The sequence below is a fragment of the Cyclonatronum sp. genome (genome assembly GCF_022565315.1).
Lineage (GTDB): Bacteria > Bacteroidota > Rhodothermia > Balneolales > Cyclonatronaceae > Cyclonatronum.
In genome coordinates, this window is the sequence record NZ_JAIUMX010000033.1 from 15007 (window position 1) to 32377 (window position 17371).

General features: G+C 48.2%; 18 protein-coding genes. 11 read left to right on the plus strand and 7 right to left on the minus strand.

Going from position 1 to position 17371, the window contains the following annotated elements:
• Positions 1-3: 3 nt before the first annotated feature.
• The 3 genes from LAT75_RS07375 to ndhC are packed head-to-tail and all read right to left on the minus strand — an operon-like array spanning position 4 to position 1417.
• Entirely contained in the window at positions 4-510 is a 507-nt protein-coding gene (locus tag LAT75_RS07375) for an NADH-quinone oxidoreductase subunit C (protein WP_291482000.1), read from the minus strand.
• A gap of 33 nt (positions 511-543) precedes the next feature.
• Positions 544-1029: an NADH-quinone oxidoreductase subunit NuoB gene (gene nuoB / locus LAT75_RS07380; RefSeq protein WP_291482001.1), complete on the minus strand. Its 486-nt coding sequence runs from the start codon at positions 1027-1029 to the stop codon at positions 544-546.
• 13 nt (positions 1030-1042) lie between these two features.
• Positions 1043-1417 carry an NADH-quinone oxidoreductase subunit A gene (ndhC, locus tag LAT75_RS07385; protein ID WP_291482002.1) on the minus strand — a complete coding sequence of 125 codons (375 nt, stop codon included), beginning with the start codon at positions 1415-1417 and terminating at the stop codon, positions 1043-1045.
• Between the two features lie 292 nt (positions 1418-1709).
• On the opposite strand from ndhC, the gene LAT75_RS07390 reads away from it, so the two are divergent.
• The 5 genes from LAT75_RS07390 (at position 1710) to LAT75_RS07410 (ending at position 6920) form a co-directional block, all read left to right on the plus strand.
• On the plus strand, positions 1710-2330 hold the full coding sequence (locus LAT75_RS07390; protein ID WP_291482003.1) for a bifunctional nuclease family protein: 621 nt from the start codon (positions 1710-1712) through the stop codon (positions 2328-2330).
• Between the two features lie 2 nt (positions 2331-2332).
• Entirely contained in the window at positions 2333-3985 is a 1653-nt protein-coding gene (gene bshC / locus LAT75_RS07395) for a bacillithiol biosynthesis cysteine-adding enzyme BshC (protein WP_291482004.1), read from the plus strand.
• Between the two features lie 79 nt (positions 3986-4064).
• On the plus strand, positions 4065-4757 hold the full coding sequence (locus tag LAT75_RS07400; protein WP_291482005.1) for an inorganic pyrophosphatase: 693 nt from the start codon (positions 4065-4067) through the stop codon (positions 4755-4757).
• Positions 4758-4787: 30 nt separating this feature from the next.
• Positions 4788-5582: an SDR family oxidoreductase gene (locus tag LAT75_RS07405; protein ID WP_291482006.1), complete on the plus strand. Its 795-nt coding sequence runs from the start codon at positions 4788-4790 to the stop codon at positions 5580-5582.
• 36 nt (positions 5583-5618) lie between these two features.
• Positions 5619-6920: an aminotransferase class I/II-fold pyridoxal phosphate-dependent enzyme gene (locus LAT75_RS07410; protein ID WP_291482007.1), complete on the plus strand. Its 1302-nt coding sequence runs from the start codon at positions 5619-5621 to the stop codon at positions 6918-6920.
• Here LAT75_RS07410 and LAT75_RS07415 read toward each other — a convergent pair.
• Positions 6917-7273, minus strand: coding sequence for a DUF971 domain-containing protein (locus LAT75_RS07415; protein ID WP_291482008.1), 357 nt, complete (start codon positions 7271-7273; stop codon positions 6917-6919). The two genes, LAT75_RS07410 and LAT75_RS07415, sit on opposite strands and share 4 nt — an antisense overlap.
• 199 nt (positions 7274-7472) lie before the next feature.
• Between LAT75_RS07415 and trpB the strand changes: the two genes are divergently transcribed.
• The 6 genes from trpB to LAT75_RS07445 all read left to right on the plus strand — a co-directional run bounded on the left by trpB (position 7473) and on the right by LAT75_RS07445 (position 13913).
• Positions 7473-8708 (plus strand): tryptophan synthase subunit beta, encoded by a 1236-nt coding sequence (trpB, locus tag LAT75_RS07420; protein WP_291482009.1) that lies wholly within the window; start codon positions 7473-7475, stop codon positions 8706-8708.
• 53 nt (positions 8709-8761) lie between these two features.
• The gene (gene trpA / locus LAT75_RS07425; protein WP_291482017.1) at positions 8762-9580 is read left to right on the plus strand and encodes a tryptophan synthase subunit alpha; all 819 of its coding nucleotides are present in this window, start codon (positions 8762-8764) and stop codon (positions 9578-9580) included.
• 56 nt (positions 9581-9636) lie between these two features.
• A complete protein-coding gene (locus LAT75_RS07430; RefSeq protein WP_291482010.1) occupies positions 9637-10716 on the plus strand; it encodes a DUF4837 family protein in 1080 nt (359 codons plus the stop codon).
• An 86-nt stretch (positions 10717-10802) separates the two neighbouring features.
• Positions 10803-11174 carry a DUF3127 domain-containing protein gene (locus LAT75_RS07435; RefSeq protein WP_291482011.1) on the plus strand — a complete coding sequence of 124 codons (372 nt, stop codon included), beginning with the start codon at positions 10803-10805 and terminating at the stop codon, positions 11172-11174.
• A 196-nt stretch (positions 11175-11370) separates the two neighbouring features.
• Positions 11371-12198, plus strand: a complete 828-nt coding sequence (locus tag LAT75_RS07440; protein WP_291482012.1) for an undecaprenyl-diphosphate phosphatase — start codon at positions 11371-11373, stop codon at positions 12196-12198.
• 209 nt (positions 12199-12407) lie between these two features.
• A complete protein-coding gene (locus LAT75_RS07445) occupies positions 12408-13913 on the plus strand; it encodes a sodium/proline symporter (protein WP_291482013.1) in 1506 nt (501 codons plus the stop codon).
• 12 nt (positions 13914-13925) lie between these two features.
• On the opposite strand, the gene LAT75_RS07450 is transcribed toward LAT75_RS07445, so the two are convergent.
• The 3 genes from LAT75_RS07450 to LAT75_RS07460 all read right to left on the minus strand — a co-directional run bounded on the left by LAT75_RS07450 (position 13926) and on the right by LAT75_RS07460 (position 17181).
• Positions 13926-15050: a lysylphosphatidylglycerol synthase transmembrane domain-containing protein gene (locus LAT75_RS07450; protein WP_291482014.1), complete on the minus strand. Its 1125-nt coding sequence runs from the start codon at positions 15048-15050 to the stop codon at positions 13926-13928.
• Between the two features lie 32 nt (positions 15051-15082).
• Positions 15083-16030, minus strand: a complete 948-nt coding sequence (locus LAT75_RS07455) for a nitronate monooxygenase (protein ID WP_291482015.1) — start codon at positions 16028-16030, stop codon at positions 15083-15085.
• Positions 16031-16104: 74 nt separating this feature from the next.
• Complete coding sequence (locus LAT75_RS07460) at positions 16105-17181, minus strand: class I fructose-bisphosphate aldolase (RefSeq protein WP_291482016.1); 1077 nt, start codon at positions 17179-17181, stop codon at positions 16105-16107.
• Between the last annotated feature and the right edge of the window lie 190 nt (positions 17182-17371).

A 17371-nucleotide genomic window follows, 5' to 3' on the forward strand; every position in this document is an offset into this window, starting at 1 on the left:
GGTTTATTGAGAGTCCGGGGTAGTGGTAGGCAATGAGAAAGATCCGGGAATACCAAGCAGCGGAAATTCTTTTCTGAGGGGATGGTACTCGAAATCCTCGGGGAGGAAAATCCGCCGAAGATCAGGATGCCCCTCGAACCGGATGCCGAACATATCCCAAACTTCACGTTCGTTCCAGTTTGCGCCGGCCCAGATATCGGTTACGGTCGGAACAACCGGGTTTTCTTCAGGAACCCAGGTTCTGATAAAAAGACGGGCACCTGTTTTCAGGCTGATCATATGATAGATAATTTCGAAGCGGTCTTCAGCAGTAAATCGGTCTGTTCCCAATAAATCAACAAGGTAAACAAAGTGATGTTTCTGCTTCAGATACTGACAAACCTCATGTATTCGGTTAAGTTCTATCCTTGTAATCTGATCGCCGGCATAAGATTTGGATTCCAGAACTGCATCACCAAATTCAGCCCTTAAATCATCAATAATACCCGGTATAAGGTCTTTTTTGCTCATCGCTTAAAGTGTAAGATACGTTAATAAGGTTTTTCAGCCGTCGTAAACGGTAGAGTGTTCCGTTTTTACTTTTTCCTGAATCTGCATGAGCGCATTCAGAACGGCATCAGGTCTTGGCGGGCAGCCTGAGATGTAAACATCAACCGGCAGGAAGTTATCGACCCCCTGTACTACGCCGTAACAGCGGTGCATGCCTCCGGTAGAAGCGCAGGCACCCATGGCAATACACCATTTAGGATCGGGCATCTGATCCCAGATCCGGCGAATGGCATGTGACATCTTGTAGGTACACCAACCGGCAACGATCATTACATCACTCTGACGCGGAGAAAAACGCATAACTTCAGAGCCAAATCGGGAAGCATCGTATTTGGGGCCCGCAAATGCCATCATTTCAATTGCACAGCAGGCAAGGCCCATAGGCATTGGCCACATGGCATTTGCACGGGCCCAATTGGTCAGGAAGTCGAGTGAAGTAGTTAGGAAACCCTGATTGTTTAACGAATTCTCTAAACTCATAGGTTTTATATAATTAATTGGTTGATTTGCTAATCTGGAAGTTTTTTGATTCTTTCTTGAGCGTATAAATTAAACCCAAAGTCAGAATTAAAATAAATACCATCACTGCAAAGAAAGTTCCTAAACCGAGCTCCTTGTAGCGAACGGCCCACGGATAGATGAAAATAATTTCAAGGTCGAACACAATAAACTCCATAGCTACCATGTAGAAACTGATGGAGTAGCGTTCTTTGGCATCTCCGACCGGGTCCATACCGCTCTCATACGGTCTGAGTTTGGTAGCTGAAGGCCTGTAAGGGCCGATAACACGTGAAAGTATTGCAAGAACAATTGCTAAAAACAGCGCTATACCTAAAAGGACGAAAATCGGCAGATATGCTTCGAGCATGTTGATTTGGTTAAATATCTCGTTTCAATTTGGACTATTACCTACATTCTCGAAATTTACACCGCAATATGGCAAATATCAATCACTAAATCGGCTTGTTCTGTACTTTGAATGATTCTCATTAATGAAGGATGATCTGAGACGAATTTGTGAACGCAGCAACTAATTTACAGCCGCAAGAATGCTCATACCCCATCTTGATGTTTTAGCCCTTGTGATTATTTTTGTAATTTGTACCCCAAATGTGGCTATTTGACTGATTCAAACCGAAAATCCTATAACCTGCTGTTTTGTGAATAAATTTCAGATGGAGATACTCGGGCTTTCCACAAGCCCAAGCAGTGGCGGAGCTTACGCCCTGATACTTTCAGAAACGGAAGGCAACCGTCGGCTTCCTATAATTATTGGAACCTTTGAAGCACAGGCTATAGCTCTCGAGCTTGAGCATATAAAGCCGCCACGACCAATGACACATGATCTGCTTCGCAATGTTATTCAAAGTTTTGATTCTTTCGTTAAGAGTATTGTAATTAGCGATTTGAAGGAAGGTACATTTTATGCTAAAGTAATTTGTGACCTTAATGGCCAGGAAATTGAACTTGATGCCAGACCGAGTGACGCTATTGCGCTTGGTATCAGATTTAAGGCTCCGATTTTTGCTTCAGATGAAGTGCTTAACGAGGCAGGTATTACCTCAGCTACCGATGTTGTTGACAGCCTGAGAAAATCAGGCAAATCAGGAGCTTACGATGAAACGGCACAAACCAGCTCGGTTAAGGGCGCCGATGCTGCCGAAATTAGTTTCGCCGATAAGCTCAAACAGCTTGAAAAGAAGCTCGATACTGCAATCAAAAATGAGAATTACGAAGAGGCAGCTCAGTTGCGGGATCAAATTTCCAGAATAAAGGGGTGAAATTGGAGTTTGAATCCGTAAGTTTCAGTCAGCTTGGAGCAACACCCCTGTACGGCGATTATATCAACGGGAATCCAGAGCTTAGAAGCTTTTTTGGTAAGTCAGACCCGTTTAATCCGGAATCATTCAGCCGTTTTGTATCAGGCCGTTTTGGCTCGGTTAAACGCAATCAGCTTGCTGATTTTCTGGTTTCTTACAATAAACAATTTGCAGCTTGCCGTAATACCATTGAAGCAGCAGAGTCGCTCCGCAGTAAAGATGTATTTACAGTGGTAACAGGGCAGCAGCTCTGCTTTCTGGGCGGCCCGGGCTACAGTTTTTATAAAACACTTACGGTTATAGCGTTATCCCGTTCGCTAAAGGCCGCTACGAAGCTCAGCATCGTACCCGTTTTCTGGATGGCTGATGAAGATCATGACTATGATGAAATTGATCATGTCTGGCTGCCTGATTTCAGGAAAGACGGCATCATTCAAAAATTCTCGTTGCCCAAAAACAGGCTAAAGGGGCATGCCGCGGCTTTTCTGAAACTGGATCATGCAGATGAAATTCTTTCTGAGATCAATCAGGCCGCTGAGCCGGGTTCTGCCTACGCATCTGATTTGCACCGATTGCATAAAAGCTGGCAAACCGGCCGCCCCTGGGTGCAAGCTTTCGGGGAGCTGATGCTCAGGGTTTTCGGCAAATACGGTTTAATACTTGCGGGAAGCAATCACGCGGATGTCAAAAAACTCTGCCGGCCGGTTTTTGAAACTGTGCTGGTCAAACAACCGGAATTAACCCAAATTGTATCAGATACATCAGCTAAGCTTGCCGGGAAATGGCATGCTCAGGTTACGGTTACCGACAGCCTGCTCTTCTGGCACCATCCGGAAAAAGGCAGGCTCAAAATACCTTATCTCGAAAGCGGGTGGATGTTTCCTGATGAAGCTTCTCCGCGAACTTTCACCCGGGAGAGTGTCCGTCAGGCCGGTGATGACTTTTTTGCTAAGCTTTCTCCAAATGCCCTGCTCAGGCCTGTAATTCAGCAATACCTGCTGCCCAATCTCGCCTATACAGGCGGAGCTGCTGAAATAGCATATCATGCACAGCTGAAAGCTTTTTTTGAGGCATTTGAGCTTGATTTACCAATTATTTTGCCCAGATTTAGTGCAACAGTTATTGAGCCCGAAATACGTAAATCTATGGCGCATATGCCTTTTTCATTTACAGACTACAAAAAACGTGAAGATGACCTTGCACACGAGCTGGTGCAGGTACAGCTGCGCGAAAGCGGGAATAAGTTACCTGATGAAGTTCTTAAAGAGTGGAAAAACCGGAATAAACACCTTTTTGAAAGCTACTTCCGGTCATTTGTAAACACGGGCAGCTCCCTTGAAACCTCTTTGAAAAGCACACTAAGCCGAATGGAAAAAAATGCAGAACAGTTTGCATCGAAAGTTATCCGGGAAAAGAAAAAACAGGATCGCCTGGCCATAAAAAGGATTTCTAATGTGCGAAGCGCATTGTTCCCAGGCGGGCTGCTTCAGGAAAGGGTAACGGGCTGGGCCTTTTTTTATGCCCTCTACGGAGATTCATTTCTGGAAGCCCTTGTTGAAGAGTTAAGCACCGACACGCTTGAAAAAATCCGCCATCATCACATAATTTATGTTTGAATTGCGTACTTTGGTAAAGAACAGCATAATTATTTGTGAAGTCATCAGAGCTATTATTAATTAATCAAACAGCGAGCTTATGAGTATTCAGTCATCAGAAGAAATGTGGAAATTACTTGGTCTTTTATTAAAGTCACACCCCTGGCATGGCGTTCTGATTGGAGATAACGCCCCTGAAGTGGTAACCACTTTCATTGAAATTGTGCCTACCGATACCATTAAATACGAGGTTGATAAAGATACGGGCTTCCTGAAGGTTGACAGGCCACAGCGATATTCCAACGTTTGCCCCGCTTTGTATGGTTTTGTACCACAAACGTATTGCGGCGATGAAACAGCTCTATTTTGTAAGGAGAAAAGTGGTATTGACGTGGAAGGAGACGGCGACCCGCTCGATATCTGTATTCTTTCTGAAAAACAAATTACGCACGGCAATATCCTGCTTCAGGCTATTCCGATCGGTGGTTTTAGAATGATTGACGGCAATGAGGCTGATGATAAAATCATTGCGGTAATGAAGGGTGATCTTGTTTATGGAAATTACAGGAGCATCAGCGATGTGCCGCCGATTGTAGTTGACCGCCTCAGGCATTATTTCCTTACCTACAAACAAATACCCGGCGATTCTGAAAAAACGACCTGTGAAATTACCCACACCTACGACAGAGAAGAAGCTTTTGAGGTGATCAGACGAAGTCAGAAAGATTACGCTGAAAAATTCGGAAACCTGAAAGGGTTGCTTACCCAGATGATCCCATTCACAAACGATTAATACGGCCTCATTTTTTTTGTGCAGATCACTATGCGTCATTCAATCAAGAACGTGCTTGTAACCGGCGGCTCCAGCGGCATAGGAGCGGAAACCGTTAAGGTATTCTACAATGAAGGGCACCGTGTTTACTTTACATACCGCAGCGGCCAAAAAGCCGCTCAGGAACTGATGGTTGAGCTGTGCGGTAATGCTTCCGGTGATGACCGTATAAGCGCGCATGCCTGGGATGCCGCAAGCCGTGATAGTCTTGAGCACTTATGTGAAGAGATTCAAATCGTACCCGATATTCTTATCAACAACGCTGCTGTAGGAAGTGCTACCGTAAAGAAACTGAGTGATGATCCCTATGAGCAGGACTACTACATGATGGTAGTAAATGCCGTTTCGCCGCTTTGGATGGTAAGAAAGTTCTTACCGGTTATGAAAGAACGCGGCGGGAAAATTATCAATGTGAGCTCTGTAGGCGGAGGTATCACGCAGTTTCCGAACTTCACTACAGCAGACGGTATGAGCAAAGCCGCAGTTGCCTTCATGACCCGGCAGCTTGCCGCTGAACTAACCCACCATCCTGTTGATGTATTTGCTGTTTGTCCCGGTGCGGTTGAAACTCCCATGTTTGGCGCTTCAACGCTCGATCATCTTGATGATGCCGGTCGTGAGCGTCTCATCAAAAGGCTGCCTGCCGGGCGCCTGATTCAATCAGCAGAAGTTGCAGAAATTATACGTTACCTGTGCAGCCCTCAGGCTGAAATTATGCGGGGAGCTGTAGTTGATGCTTCCCTTGGCCTTGGCAGTAATCCGGGCCTGCTTTCTAATTTCAGCTAATTCCAACACTACTTATCAAGCTTTAGCTCATTTTTTATGTACATCTCCAAGCGCGGTACGCGTATTTTGGACAACAATCAGCCCCTTGTTGCTGCACATTACCGCTGTGCATCCGATCCATGGCATCCGCAGAGCAATCCGAAAGGCTACATCAATTTCGGAACTGCTGAAAACCACCTGGTCTTTGACCTGCTTCAAAAGAAGCTGAATGCCAAACCCGGTATAGATGAACATCACACCCATTATGCTGAACTTCATGGTATGAAGCATTTCAGAGAGGCTCTGGCCGGCTATCTGAATGAATACACCGGCATACAGGCTGCCGCTGATCAGATAGTTACCGCGGCCGGAAGTTCTGCAATTCTGGATATGGTAATGTTCGGACTTTGTGAGCCCGGTGAAGGAATGATACTGCCGGCTCCCTATTATGCTGGCTTCGATCATGACCTGAAAACCCGTGTGCAGGTTGAAGCAATACCGGCTTACACGCGGCCCGAAGATGGCTACAGCTTAACCCTTGAGGTGCTTCAGCAGGCACTGCTTCACGCCGGAAAGCGTACAATTAAGGTAAGAGGAATTATAATTACCAACCCGCATAACCCGCTCGGGAAAACCTACGACAGCGAAACACTTCAGATGATTGTGAACTTTGCCGCAGATCATAAGCTTCAGATCGTAGCAGATGAGCTGTACATGAATTCCGTATTTGGCGATAAGCCATTCGTTTCTTTGGCAAAGATCGCAGCCGATGCAGGTATTGATGTGCACCTCGTTTATGGATTTGCCAAAGATTTCGGTCTTTCAGGTTTTAAAACCGGCCTTCTTTACACAAAAAGTGAGAAGCTGCTGCAGGTCGTGAAAGAGCTGGCTTATTTTATGCCGGTTTCAAATGCTACGCAGCAAATCCTTACAAATCTTCTTACTTCAGGAGCCTTTCTGAAGCGCTTCATTGCAGAAAACAAACTCCGCCTCAAAAATGCTTCAGCCACACTTCACCGGCTGCTTGCTGAGGCTGACTTCCCCGCAGAGCGTACAGATGCCGGTTTTTTTGCTTGGGTTGATCTCAGTAAATGGCTCGATTCTGATACCTTTGAAAATGAAATGCAGTTGTATAACTACGTTTTAGAGCAGGCAAGAGTAAACATCATGCCGGGACAGTTTTTCCATAATCCGGAGCCGGGCTGGTACCGGCTATGTTATGCCCGAAATGAAGAGATGCTCACAGAAGGAATCAGACGTATCAAATCAGCCCTTCAGGCGCTCGATGATGCCAAAGCAGCAACCAACAATGATGAGGATGAAGAAGCAAGAGTTATACAGCCGGGCGGCGGTATTTAGCTATCTGCATCGGTGGCCGGAGCAAGAATACCAGCATCTACCGGGCAGCCGTCGCGAAGATATTCGTAGCGGTAAATTCCGGTTGAATGCCCGTCACTCCAGAACATATGGAGGGCATAATTCCCTGAAGGCTTTAGGTTGTTGAGTTTTAGGCGTTCCGGAGTATCAATAAGAAACTGTGCCGGATCCATGGGCTTGCCCATTTCCCCGTGTCCGCCCTGACAAAATACGCAGGGACAGTTTTTACGAAGTCCGCCAAAGGGATACCGGCTTGTGTGCCCGTCTTTCCAGCTGATTCGTAATTCTTTCTCCCCTGATAGAACGGTAATATCTGTAGGCTTGTATCGCATCATAAGTAAACGGTTGAGCCTGAGCGGCTTATTGATGAATGGCAGTTATTTTTTCGATTTCATCCAAAATAATGAATTAAAAGCCTTTTTATTCAGCTTTTATTACCTTCAGGGCTGCATAACATACTGCAATATCAGGCAGTACATTATGTACCTGATCCTTATAAAGTCAATGAAAGCTTAAACCCCAAATAAAATCGTTTTGCAGCAAACTAACGAAGTGGCAGTGCCTGACACAGCCTACAATTTTCCGTCTAAAAATGGTTATTTCGGCAAATTCGGTGGTAAATTCGTCCCCGAAATTCTGATTCCTGCCCTGGATGAACTGGAGCGGCAGTATGAGCTTGCGAGTAAAGATGATTCCTTCAAAAAGGAACGCCTTCACCATCTTCGGGAATACGTTGGCCGACCGACACCGTTCACGTTTTGTGAGAGGCTCACCGCACATTACGAAACAGGCCGTATTTATTTTAAAAGAGAAGATCTTTGCCATACCGGTGCGCACAAAATAAACAATACCATTGGTCAGGTTTTGCTCGCCATGCGTATGGGCAAGAAGCGCATCATCGCTGAAACCGGTGCCGGTCAGCATGGAGTTGCAACGGCTACGGTTTGTGCCAAGTTCGGCCTTGAGTGCATCGTGTACATGGGCGCCGAAGATATGAAGCGGCAGAAGCTTAATGTTGACCGCATGCGGCTCTTAGGAGCTGATGTGCGCGGTGTTGAAAGCGGCTCAAAAACCCTCAAAGATGCTACCAATGAAGCAATCAGGGACTGGGTAACCAATGTGGACGACACTTTCTATATAATCGGCTCAGTTGTAGGACCGCACCCCTATCCTAAAATGGTACGTGATTTCCATGATGTGATTGGCCTCGAAACCGAAGCACAGTGCTTTGAAACTGAAGGGCGCGATCCGGATTATATACTTGCCTGTGTAGGTGGCGGATCCAATGCGATTGGTATCTTCCACAGGTTCATAGATAAGAAACATGTTAAGCTTATCGGGCTTGAAGCCGCCGGTGAAGGTGCCGAAACCAATAAAACGGCAGCTACCTTCTCCAAAGGCAAGCCCGGCGTACTGCATGGCTCACTCAGCTACCTGCTTCAGACCCATCAGGGGCAGGTAGAACTTGCACACTCCATCAGCGCCGGCCTCGACTACCCGGGCGTAGGTCCGGAGCACTCTCACCTGTTCGATACCGGCCGCGTGGCCTACAGGCCGGTTACCGATACGGAAGCGATGGATGCTGTGAAACGCTGCTCTATGCTGGAAGGCATCATTCCGGCCATAGAAACAGCACATGCTATCGCCTGGCTTGAGAAACTAATGCCACAGCTATCGGGGGATGAAATCGTGGTTATTAACTGCTCCGGTCGGGGCGACAAAGACATGGGCACCATCTCTGATTACTTTTACGGATCAAATAATAAGTAGGAAAAAGTATGCAAGCCGAACCTAAAAACATGCCCGTACGAGGTTCATCCCGGATGCAAAAGGTTTTCAGGAACCGAAAGCCGGACGAAAAAATTATGAACCTCTTCATTACAGCCGGGTTTCCGGCCAAATCAGAAACCGTTGATCTGATTCTGGCTTATGAAAAGAATGGAGCCGATATTATTGAACTTGGCATGCCGTTCAGCGACCCCCTTGCTGACGGCCCGACCATTCAGTACTCAAGCGAGGTTGCCTTAGCCGCAGGCCTGATGATGGATGACATATTTGAGATGGTCAGTCAGGTCCGCAAATCTTCTGATATACCTATAGTGCTCATGGGCTATCTCAACCCGCTGCTCTATTATGGGATTGAGCCATTCTTTACCCGTTGTGCCGAAACAGGGGTCGATGGCCTTATCCTGCCTGACGTACCGGTGGAGGAAAGTGCGCTTCTTGCTGAAGCAAGTGAAACCTGCAAGGTGCCCCTCATTTATCTGGTTGCCCCCAACAGTACAGATGAGCGGATGAAGCTCGTTGATGAGCGCTCCGGTGGTTTCGTGTATTGCGTTTCCGTAACAGGCGTAACCGGTGCAAGAAGCGGCGATGAAGTCGAACAGTCTGTTAACCGTTTTATTGAAAGGGTGAATCAGAATATAACCCGTAATCCTGTACTTGTAGGTTTTGGCATCAGCTCTCATGCAGATGCGATGCACATCTCCCGCAAGACCGACGGTTTTGTAGTAGGGTCTGCTCTTATTAATAATATCCGGGAAAATTACGGTACAGAAGGATGGATGGAGAACCATCTTAAATTTGTCCGCAGCCTCAAATACGGTGAATTAGAAACCTCTGAAAATACTAAGAGAAGCTGATTTGAGTTTTAAGACCCACTGCCCTAACTTGCGCATTAATTCTTATTTAATTCCCTATGGTGCATCGACTTCTCTTTTTTAGCGCTCTTTTTGCAAGCTTACTAATGGCTTCCTCTTGTCAGGGGGATTACCGGCCTGAAGCCATCGGAGCCCCAAGTGAGGTAATCGTACTGATGGATTCCACCCTCGTTGATGGTGAACTCGGAGATGCTATCCGCAACACTTTCGGTGCTCATATTATGACGATGCCCCGCCCGGAAACCCGCTTCGATCTTGTTTTCAGGGACCTCCGCACCAATGTGGATATGGAAATGGTGCAGCGGCATAAAAACGTAATCATTGTGGGGCCAATCGATGATGAGTCCAATGTATCAACATTCATCAGATCACTGCTTGGCGAAAACGTACGGGAAAGCATCCGTCAGAATCAGAGCTTTCAGTATATGCTCCGAAATGTATGGTCGCGCAATCAGGCAGTGAAAATATTGAGCGGGCCTGATGTTGAGACTCTGACAAGGCGTATTTTGCAGAACGAACGAAGACTTGTAACCGAACTGCACGATGTTGAGCTTGAGCGCTGGCACCGCTATGTGTACCGCAGGGCTGAACAAACGGATCTTTCCAGAAATATTCTTGAAACATATGGCTGGTCGTTCCGCATACAGCACGATTACCGCCTGGGTGTTGATACCCTAAATGTACTTACTCTCAGAAGATTCCTGCCTGACAACGACCGCTGGATTTGGGTTTGGTGGGATGATGATTTTTCCGATTTCGATTCCATCGACCGTGAATGGATCACAACTAAGCGTGAGGAGATCAACCGGCAGTACATTCAGGGAGGCTCAGAGGGTAAGTTCGTAAGAACTGATTTCGACCGCCCCTACGAGCAGCGGTTCATGGAAATTGCGGGAATGCAGGCCTACGAATCCCGGGGGATATGGCGTATGGAAAATGACCTCATGGGAGGCCCCTTTATCAACTATACCATGTTTGATCACGAGAACAACCGATTGTTTATGATGGAGTTCGGGCAGTTTTCACCCCGATGGGATCAGCGCCGTTTTCTATATCAGTTTGAAGCGATGGCCCGAACATTCGTTTCGAACCCTGAAGCTATAGTTGAAAGTAATTAATACCTTCTTAAAACCATGAATGCTGCTTTTATCATTAGAAGTGAAAAAAGCAGCATTTTTTATTATTAACCCAAGAACACAAAAGTATGTCACTTGAAATTAAAGGTACTTTGCAGCAAATACTGCCGGTACAGTCAGGACAGGGGCGTAACGGTCCCTGGCAAAAACAGGATTTTGTAATTCAAACTCCGGGACAGTATCCCAAAAAAGTCTGCTTTACCATGTGGGGTGAAAAAGCCAATATTTTGCAAAGCTTCTCAGCAGGTCAGGAGCTAAACGTGGCCTTTGATGTAGAATCACGCGAATACAACGGAAAATGGTACACCGATTGTAAAGCCTGGAAAGTAGAAGCTGCCGGCAGTACACCACAATCCGGGATGCCTGCCTCAGATGATATCCCTCCACTTGATGACCATGACCTTCCGTCAATGGATGATGATGGTGATCTTCCGTTCTGACCGGGCAACCAATATTTCTGAAAGCCGTTTTCTGAAAGCAGAGAGCGGCTTTTTTTTTAAGCGTTCGTCAAAAAAAAGCTTATTTTTGCAGTCAGTAATTTTTTAATATTTGTCTGGCAGACAATCTTAAATTACATGTTGCCGGTTTAATGAATGGCGATTCTACTAATCTTCAATTACATCTGAAAACTAATTAATGGACTTACTCGAAGCAATCATCCTGGCGCTTGTTCAGGGAATCACTGAATTTCTTCCGATATCAAGCTCAGGACACCTCAGGATTGCCGGAGCACTGCTCGGTCAGGAGCTCGAAACAGACCTGCTTTTTGATCTGATCGTACACTTTGGAACGCTGTTCAGTATATTTATTTACTTCAGAGAAAAACTTACCGAGCTCTTCTTTTCAGTATTCAGGATTCTGAAAACCCCGATTGCCTGCTTCAGAAACTGGGATAATGATTACGATCTTCGCTTTAACACGTTTATTCTGGTGAGCATGATTCCGGCCGGGATCGCCGGGTTTACCATTCGCGATCAGGTAGAAACCGTTTTTGCCAATCCGGTTGGGATTTCAGCCATGTTTATGGTAACCGGCGTTATGCTCTACACAACCAAGTTTTTCGATGAGGGCACCAAAGGCCTCACCCTTAAAAACACCTTTATTGTAGGGCTTGCGCAGGCTTTGGCTCTGCTGCCGGGCATCAGCCGTTCGGGAGCTACAATCTCAATGGCGGTGTATCTTGGAATTAAGCGTGAAGATATCGCCAACTTCACCTTCATTATGATGATCCCGGTTGTAGCCGGCGCAACCCTGGTTGATTTGCTCAAGCTTCAGACAACAGGCCTTGCAGAGGGGATGCTTATGCCTCTTATCGTCGGTTTTTTTGTCGCACTTGTTTCCGGCTATTATGCTCTGAAATACCTGATTATCCTCTTTAAGTCAAAAGGGATCTTCTACTTTGCATGGTATTGCTGGGCCATCGGTATTTTTGGTCTGGTTTACTTCGGGCTTATGGCGAACTGACTTTCCGGATTTTATTAAAACCCCGCAGGTAAATAATCCCGCGGGGTTTTTTATGTGTACTTTGCAGGAATCCCCCATTTACCGAGAATTAATTAAACAACAGCTCACTCAAACATGACAGCACACAGCTTTTTCCTGTTTGTATTGCCGTTAATCATTCTTTTTGTAACAGCGCTTGCCGTTTGGAATGAAGGCAGGAGAGCACGCTGATGGATGGGGTTTCTTTTTCCGCTGAGCCTTTGGCGCTGGTTTCCTTTGTCGCTTATCTGCTGCTGATTATCCTCATAGGCCTTTACGCTTCCCGCTTTTCTTCACAGGGTATCAGCGAGTATTTTGTGGGAGGCCGGCGTATGAACCGGTTTGTGGTTGCGCTGTCTGCGGTTGTTTCGGGCCGCAGTGCGTGGCTGCTGCTCGGGGTTACAGGTATGGCGTGGAGTGTGGGGGTGCAGGCGGTGTGGTCAGTTATCGGCTACATTGTGGTTGAGGTATGGTTGTTTCTCTATTACGCCCGGCGCCTGCGGCGGTTTGCGGAGGTCCACAATGTGATCACCATCCCGGATTTTTTTGCAGCCCGTTTCCCGGCGCAGGAAAAACTCATCCGCATCGTGCTGGTTGCGATCATCCTGATTTTCATGAGCGGCTACGTTTCCGCGCAGTTTGTGGCAGGAGGGAAGACCTTCGTGTCCGGCTTCGGGATAGATCCGCTTTGGGGCATCGGCATCACCGCTGCGATTGTGCTGCTGTACACGGTACTCGGCGGATTTCTGGCGGTGAGCCTCACTGACGTGCTACAGGGCTTTCTGATGCTCTTTGCCCTTGTTCTGATGCCCGTTCTCCTCATTGCACATCTCGGCGGCTGGGCCTTCGTAGTAGCTGAACTCACTGCTTTTGATCCGCTGCTGCTCGACCCCTACGCCCTCGGCCTTGGGGCAGCCATTGGCGGACTTGCAATCGGGCTGGGTTCACCCGGAAACCCGCACATCATATCGCGCTACCTTTCCATCGAGAACGAATCGCAGCTGAAAACGGCCTGTGTTGTGGGCACCTTGTGGAATGTGCTCATGGCATGGGGCGCCCTTTTTATCGGGCTGGCCGGCAGGGTGATGTTCCCGGAGCTTTCCATGCTGCCAGGCGCTGATACTGAAAATCTGTTCCCGCACGTGGCCCAAACCCTGCTGCACCCGGTCTTTTTTGGGCTCGTTATGGCGGCTGTTTTTGCTGCGATTATGTCATCGGCTGATTCGCAGCTTCTGGTCGCGGCTTCGAGCCTGGTGCGGGATGTTGTAGAGAAAATGTTGGGGCAGGGGCAGCAGATTCCGCAGCAAAGGCTCGTACGCCTCAGCCGGTTAGTCGTTGTGATCCTGGTTGCGGTTTCGCTTACGCTTGGCTATCTGGCACAGGACCTTGTTTTCTGGCTGGTACTCTTCGCCTGGGCCGGACTTGGCGCAGCTATCGGCCCGACTTCCGTTCTCGCTCTTTACTGGCGGCGAACTACCGGCTATGGTGTTGTCGCCGGGATGATAGCCGGCGCTTCGGTAACCATCATCTGGCGGCTTACCGACAGCCTTAGGGCTCTTTCTTACGAGCTGATTCCCGGCTTTTTGGCCGGTCTGCTGGTCACCGTCATCGTTAGCCTGCTTACATCGCCGCCGGATTCGGCTGATGAGCATTTTAAGACGATGGATCCGTCATCACCCAAACAAAACCCAAGCTAAAATGAGCACCGCTCAGAATTCTTCACCCTGCTTTTGAGGGTTGCTGTTCAGTGGCGCGGCATCCGGGGTCTTGCTTTCGTCTGATTTTTCAGTGCTGTCGCGGAAGCTCTTCACTACAGAGTTATTCAGATACCAGCTCAGCACCATTATCCCGATCCCGATGATGGTGTAGAAGGTGATGAAGCGCCACATGAAAGTGGCAATGCCGATGAAGATTTCACGGTCAAACAGCGGACCGAGGAAAATCACGAACAAAGCTTCTACACCGCCGCTGCCGCCGGGTGTGGGCATGAAGAGCGTAGCGAGCGACATCGCAAAGCTTCGGAAAAACAGAAGAACTTCGTCTGCCGGCAGGAAACTGAGCACCACGATCGCAGGCAGGGAAGCCCGCGCCATCCAGGCCAGTGCAGCGAGCCCGTAAGCTTTGGCCAGAAAACTGAACGGCTTGCGGCGGAGGGTTTCTGAAGTGCCAACAAGGTTATCAAGTTCGCGCTCTATAGTGTCGGCATGTTTGCGCAAAACCGGCAGGCGGAATAATGCCTGTACCATTCTTTTGAGGTAAAACGGGTTGATGAGCACCCCGTAGGCGAGAACAAACCCGTAGCCGAGCAGGCTCAGGTAAACAAAGGCCATGGCCGACTTGCCGAACACACCGAAGGCTTCAGGGATTATTTCGAGATAAAGTCCGGCAATAATCAGAATGGGGATTACCATCAGATAGAAAATCTGATCGAGCAGGATGGTATAAAAAGTTATGGCACTTGCCTGACCCAGCGGGATGTGTTCACGGGTCATGGCATAGATGCCAAGCGGCGCCCCCCCAATGGTGGATGGCGTAATGGCGGATGCAAAATCCCACGAAAGTACGATACGGAAGGAGCCGGCCCAGCTGATGCGTTTTTCTGCCAGGTATCTGATTTTGGCAGCTGTAAACCAGATTTTGAGGAACATCACAACGCTTGCGATTACCAGTCCGGGCATCCGTTTAAGGCGTACGTGCTCGAAGCCTTCGGGGGTGTAGGTCAGATACAGCACAATTCCGGTGGCCACAACGCTGAGCGAAATAGACAGAAACAGGTATTTATTGGAGATTAAATCCCGTGGAGACTGTACAATATGCTTTTTTTGCTTACTCAAGCACTAAATCTGAATGAAGTGATGGCGTCTGATTAAAGTCTGTCTGGCAAACCTGCAACGGTATTTTGGTACGATTCAAGCAGGCGGTCGAATAGTTCAGCGGCAGTCGGTATGTCTTGTATCAGGCCGGATATCTGCCCGATTTCGAGTTCTCCTTCGGTAAGGTCTCCTTCAAAAATACCTGCCTTTGCGCGGCGCTTGCCTAATATAGCACGAATTTCATCAGGGCTTGCACAGCGAGTTTCGGCCTCGCTGATTTTTTTGTAAAATTCATTTTTAATGAGGCGTACCGGAACCACATTTTTCATGCAGAGCACCGTTGCGCTGTCGTCAGCTTCCAGAATGCTTTTTTTGAAGTTGGGATGCGCCGAGCTTTCCGCAGTAGCGGCAAATCGGGAACCGATTTGAACACCGTCGGCGCCGAGCGCAAGGGCAGCGGCAATTGCACGGCCGTCGCCGATGCCTCCGGCCGCAATCACCGGAATCTGCAGGGCATCTGCAACCTGCGGGATGAGGCACATGCTCGTTATCTCATCCTTGCCGTTGTGCCCGCCTGCTTCGAAGCCTTCACAAACGACGGCATCAACCCCGCGCTGCTCGCATTTGAGAGCGAGCTTCACATTAGGTACTACGTGCACCACTATGATACCGCGCTCCTTGAGCCAGCTGGTCCAGCTTGCCGGGTTTCCCGCCGAGGTGAACACAATGGGGACGCCCTCTTCCTCAATCACAGCCATGTGCTGCTCAATATCGGGGTAAAGCAGGGGCACGTTTACCGCGAAGGGTTTGTCCGTTGCGACTTTGAGGCTTTTGATGTGATGGCGAAGCACTTCCGGGTACATAGAGCCCGCCCCGATAATGCCAAGTCCGCCTTTTGCGGATACCGCGGCTGCCAGTTTCCAGCCGGAGCACCACACCATGCCGGCCTGAATAATGGGGTAGCGAATTCCGAATAAACGGCAAATCCGATTTTCTTTCATCGTTAAAAAATGTGCTAAAAAAAACGGAACCGGATTTTGGTCCGGTTCCGTCTCAGATATTGAAATAACTGAAGTTACGCAATGGTAACTTCTTCGTTGAGGTACACATCCTGAATGGTTTGCAGGAGTTTTGCACCTTCAGCCATCGGGCGCTGGAAAGCTTTCCGGCCGCTGATGAGGCCTGAACCGCCGGCGCGCTTGTTGATAACGGCTGTAGTAACCGCATCTGCAAAGTCATTGGCGCCGGAAGCACCGCCTGAGTTAATCAGACCGGCACGGCCCATGTAGCAGTTGGCCAGCTGATAGCGGGTCAGATCAATCGGGTTGTCGCTTGTGAGCTCACTGTAAATGCGCTCATCCAGCTTGCCGTAAGAAGAAGAACCGGTGTTCAGCGCTTTGAAACCGCCGTTCACTTCCGGAAGCTTCTGCTTAATAATGTCGGCTTCGATGGTTACGCCAAGGTGGTTGGCCTGGCCTGTAAGGTCGGCAGCTACGTGGTAGTCAACGCCGTCTTTTTTGAAAGCATTGTTACGGGTGTAGCACCACAGGATGGTAGCCATGCCGAGCTCGTGTGCGTAGGCAAAAGCTTGCGCTACTTCAACGATCTGACGGGCAGACTCATCGGAACCGAAATAAATGGTAGCCCCGATAGCGGCGGCGCCCATATCGTAGGCCTGATCGATAGTTCCGAACATGATCTGATCGAAGGTGTTCGGGTAGGTCATCAGTTCGTTGTGGTTGATTTTCACCACAAATGGGATTTTGTGGGCATACTTGCGCGCAACCGCACCAAGTACACCATAGGTTGAAGCTACTGCGTTACAGCCGCCTTCAATGGCAAGCTTTACGATATTTTCAGGATCGAAATACGCAGGGTTTTTGGCGAATGAGGCACCGCCGGAATGCTCAATACCCTGATCTACAGGGAGGATGGAAACATAGCCTGTTCCGGCAAGACGGCCCGTGTTGTAAATGGCCTGCATGTTGCGCAGTACACGGATATTGCGGTCTGACTGTGCCCAGACCTTATCAATAAAATCAGCTGACGGAAGGTACAGGCTGTCTTTTGAGATGGTTTTGCACTCATGGCCGAGTAAGGTTTCGGCATTGCTGCCGAGATATTCTTCAATTTTCGATAGTGTTAACGACATTCTTTAATTAACCTCCTAAGGTTGTTTCATAACAAAGGGAACGCTGCAATATAAGACTTTTGAAATTCAAATTTGAATAAGTGTATGAGATTTGATTTGTGCAAGCGGGTTTATTTTTCTTTCTGCCTGTTTTTTAGGATGATGGGTGCTGTGCCTGCATAGCTTACGATGCTTCAAAGCGCTTTTTTGA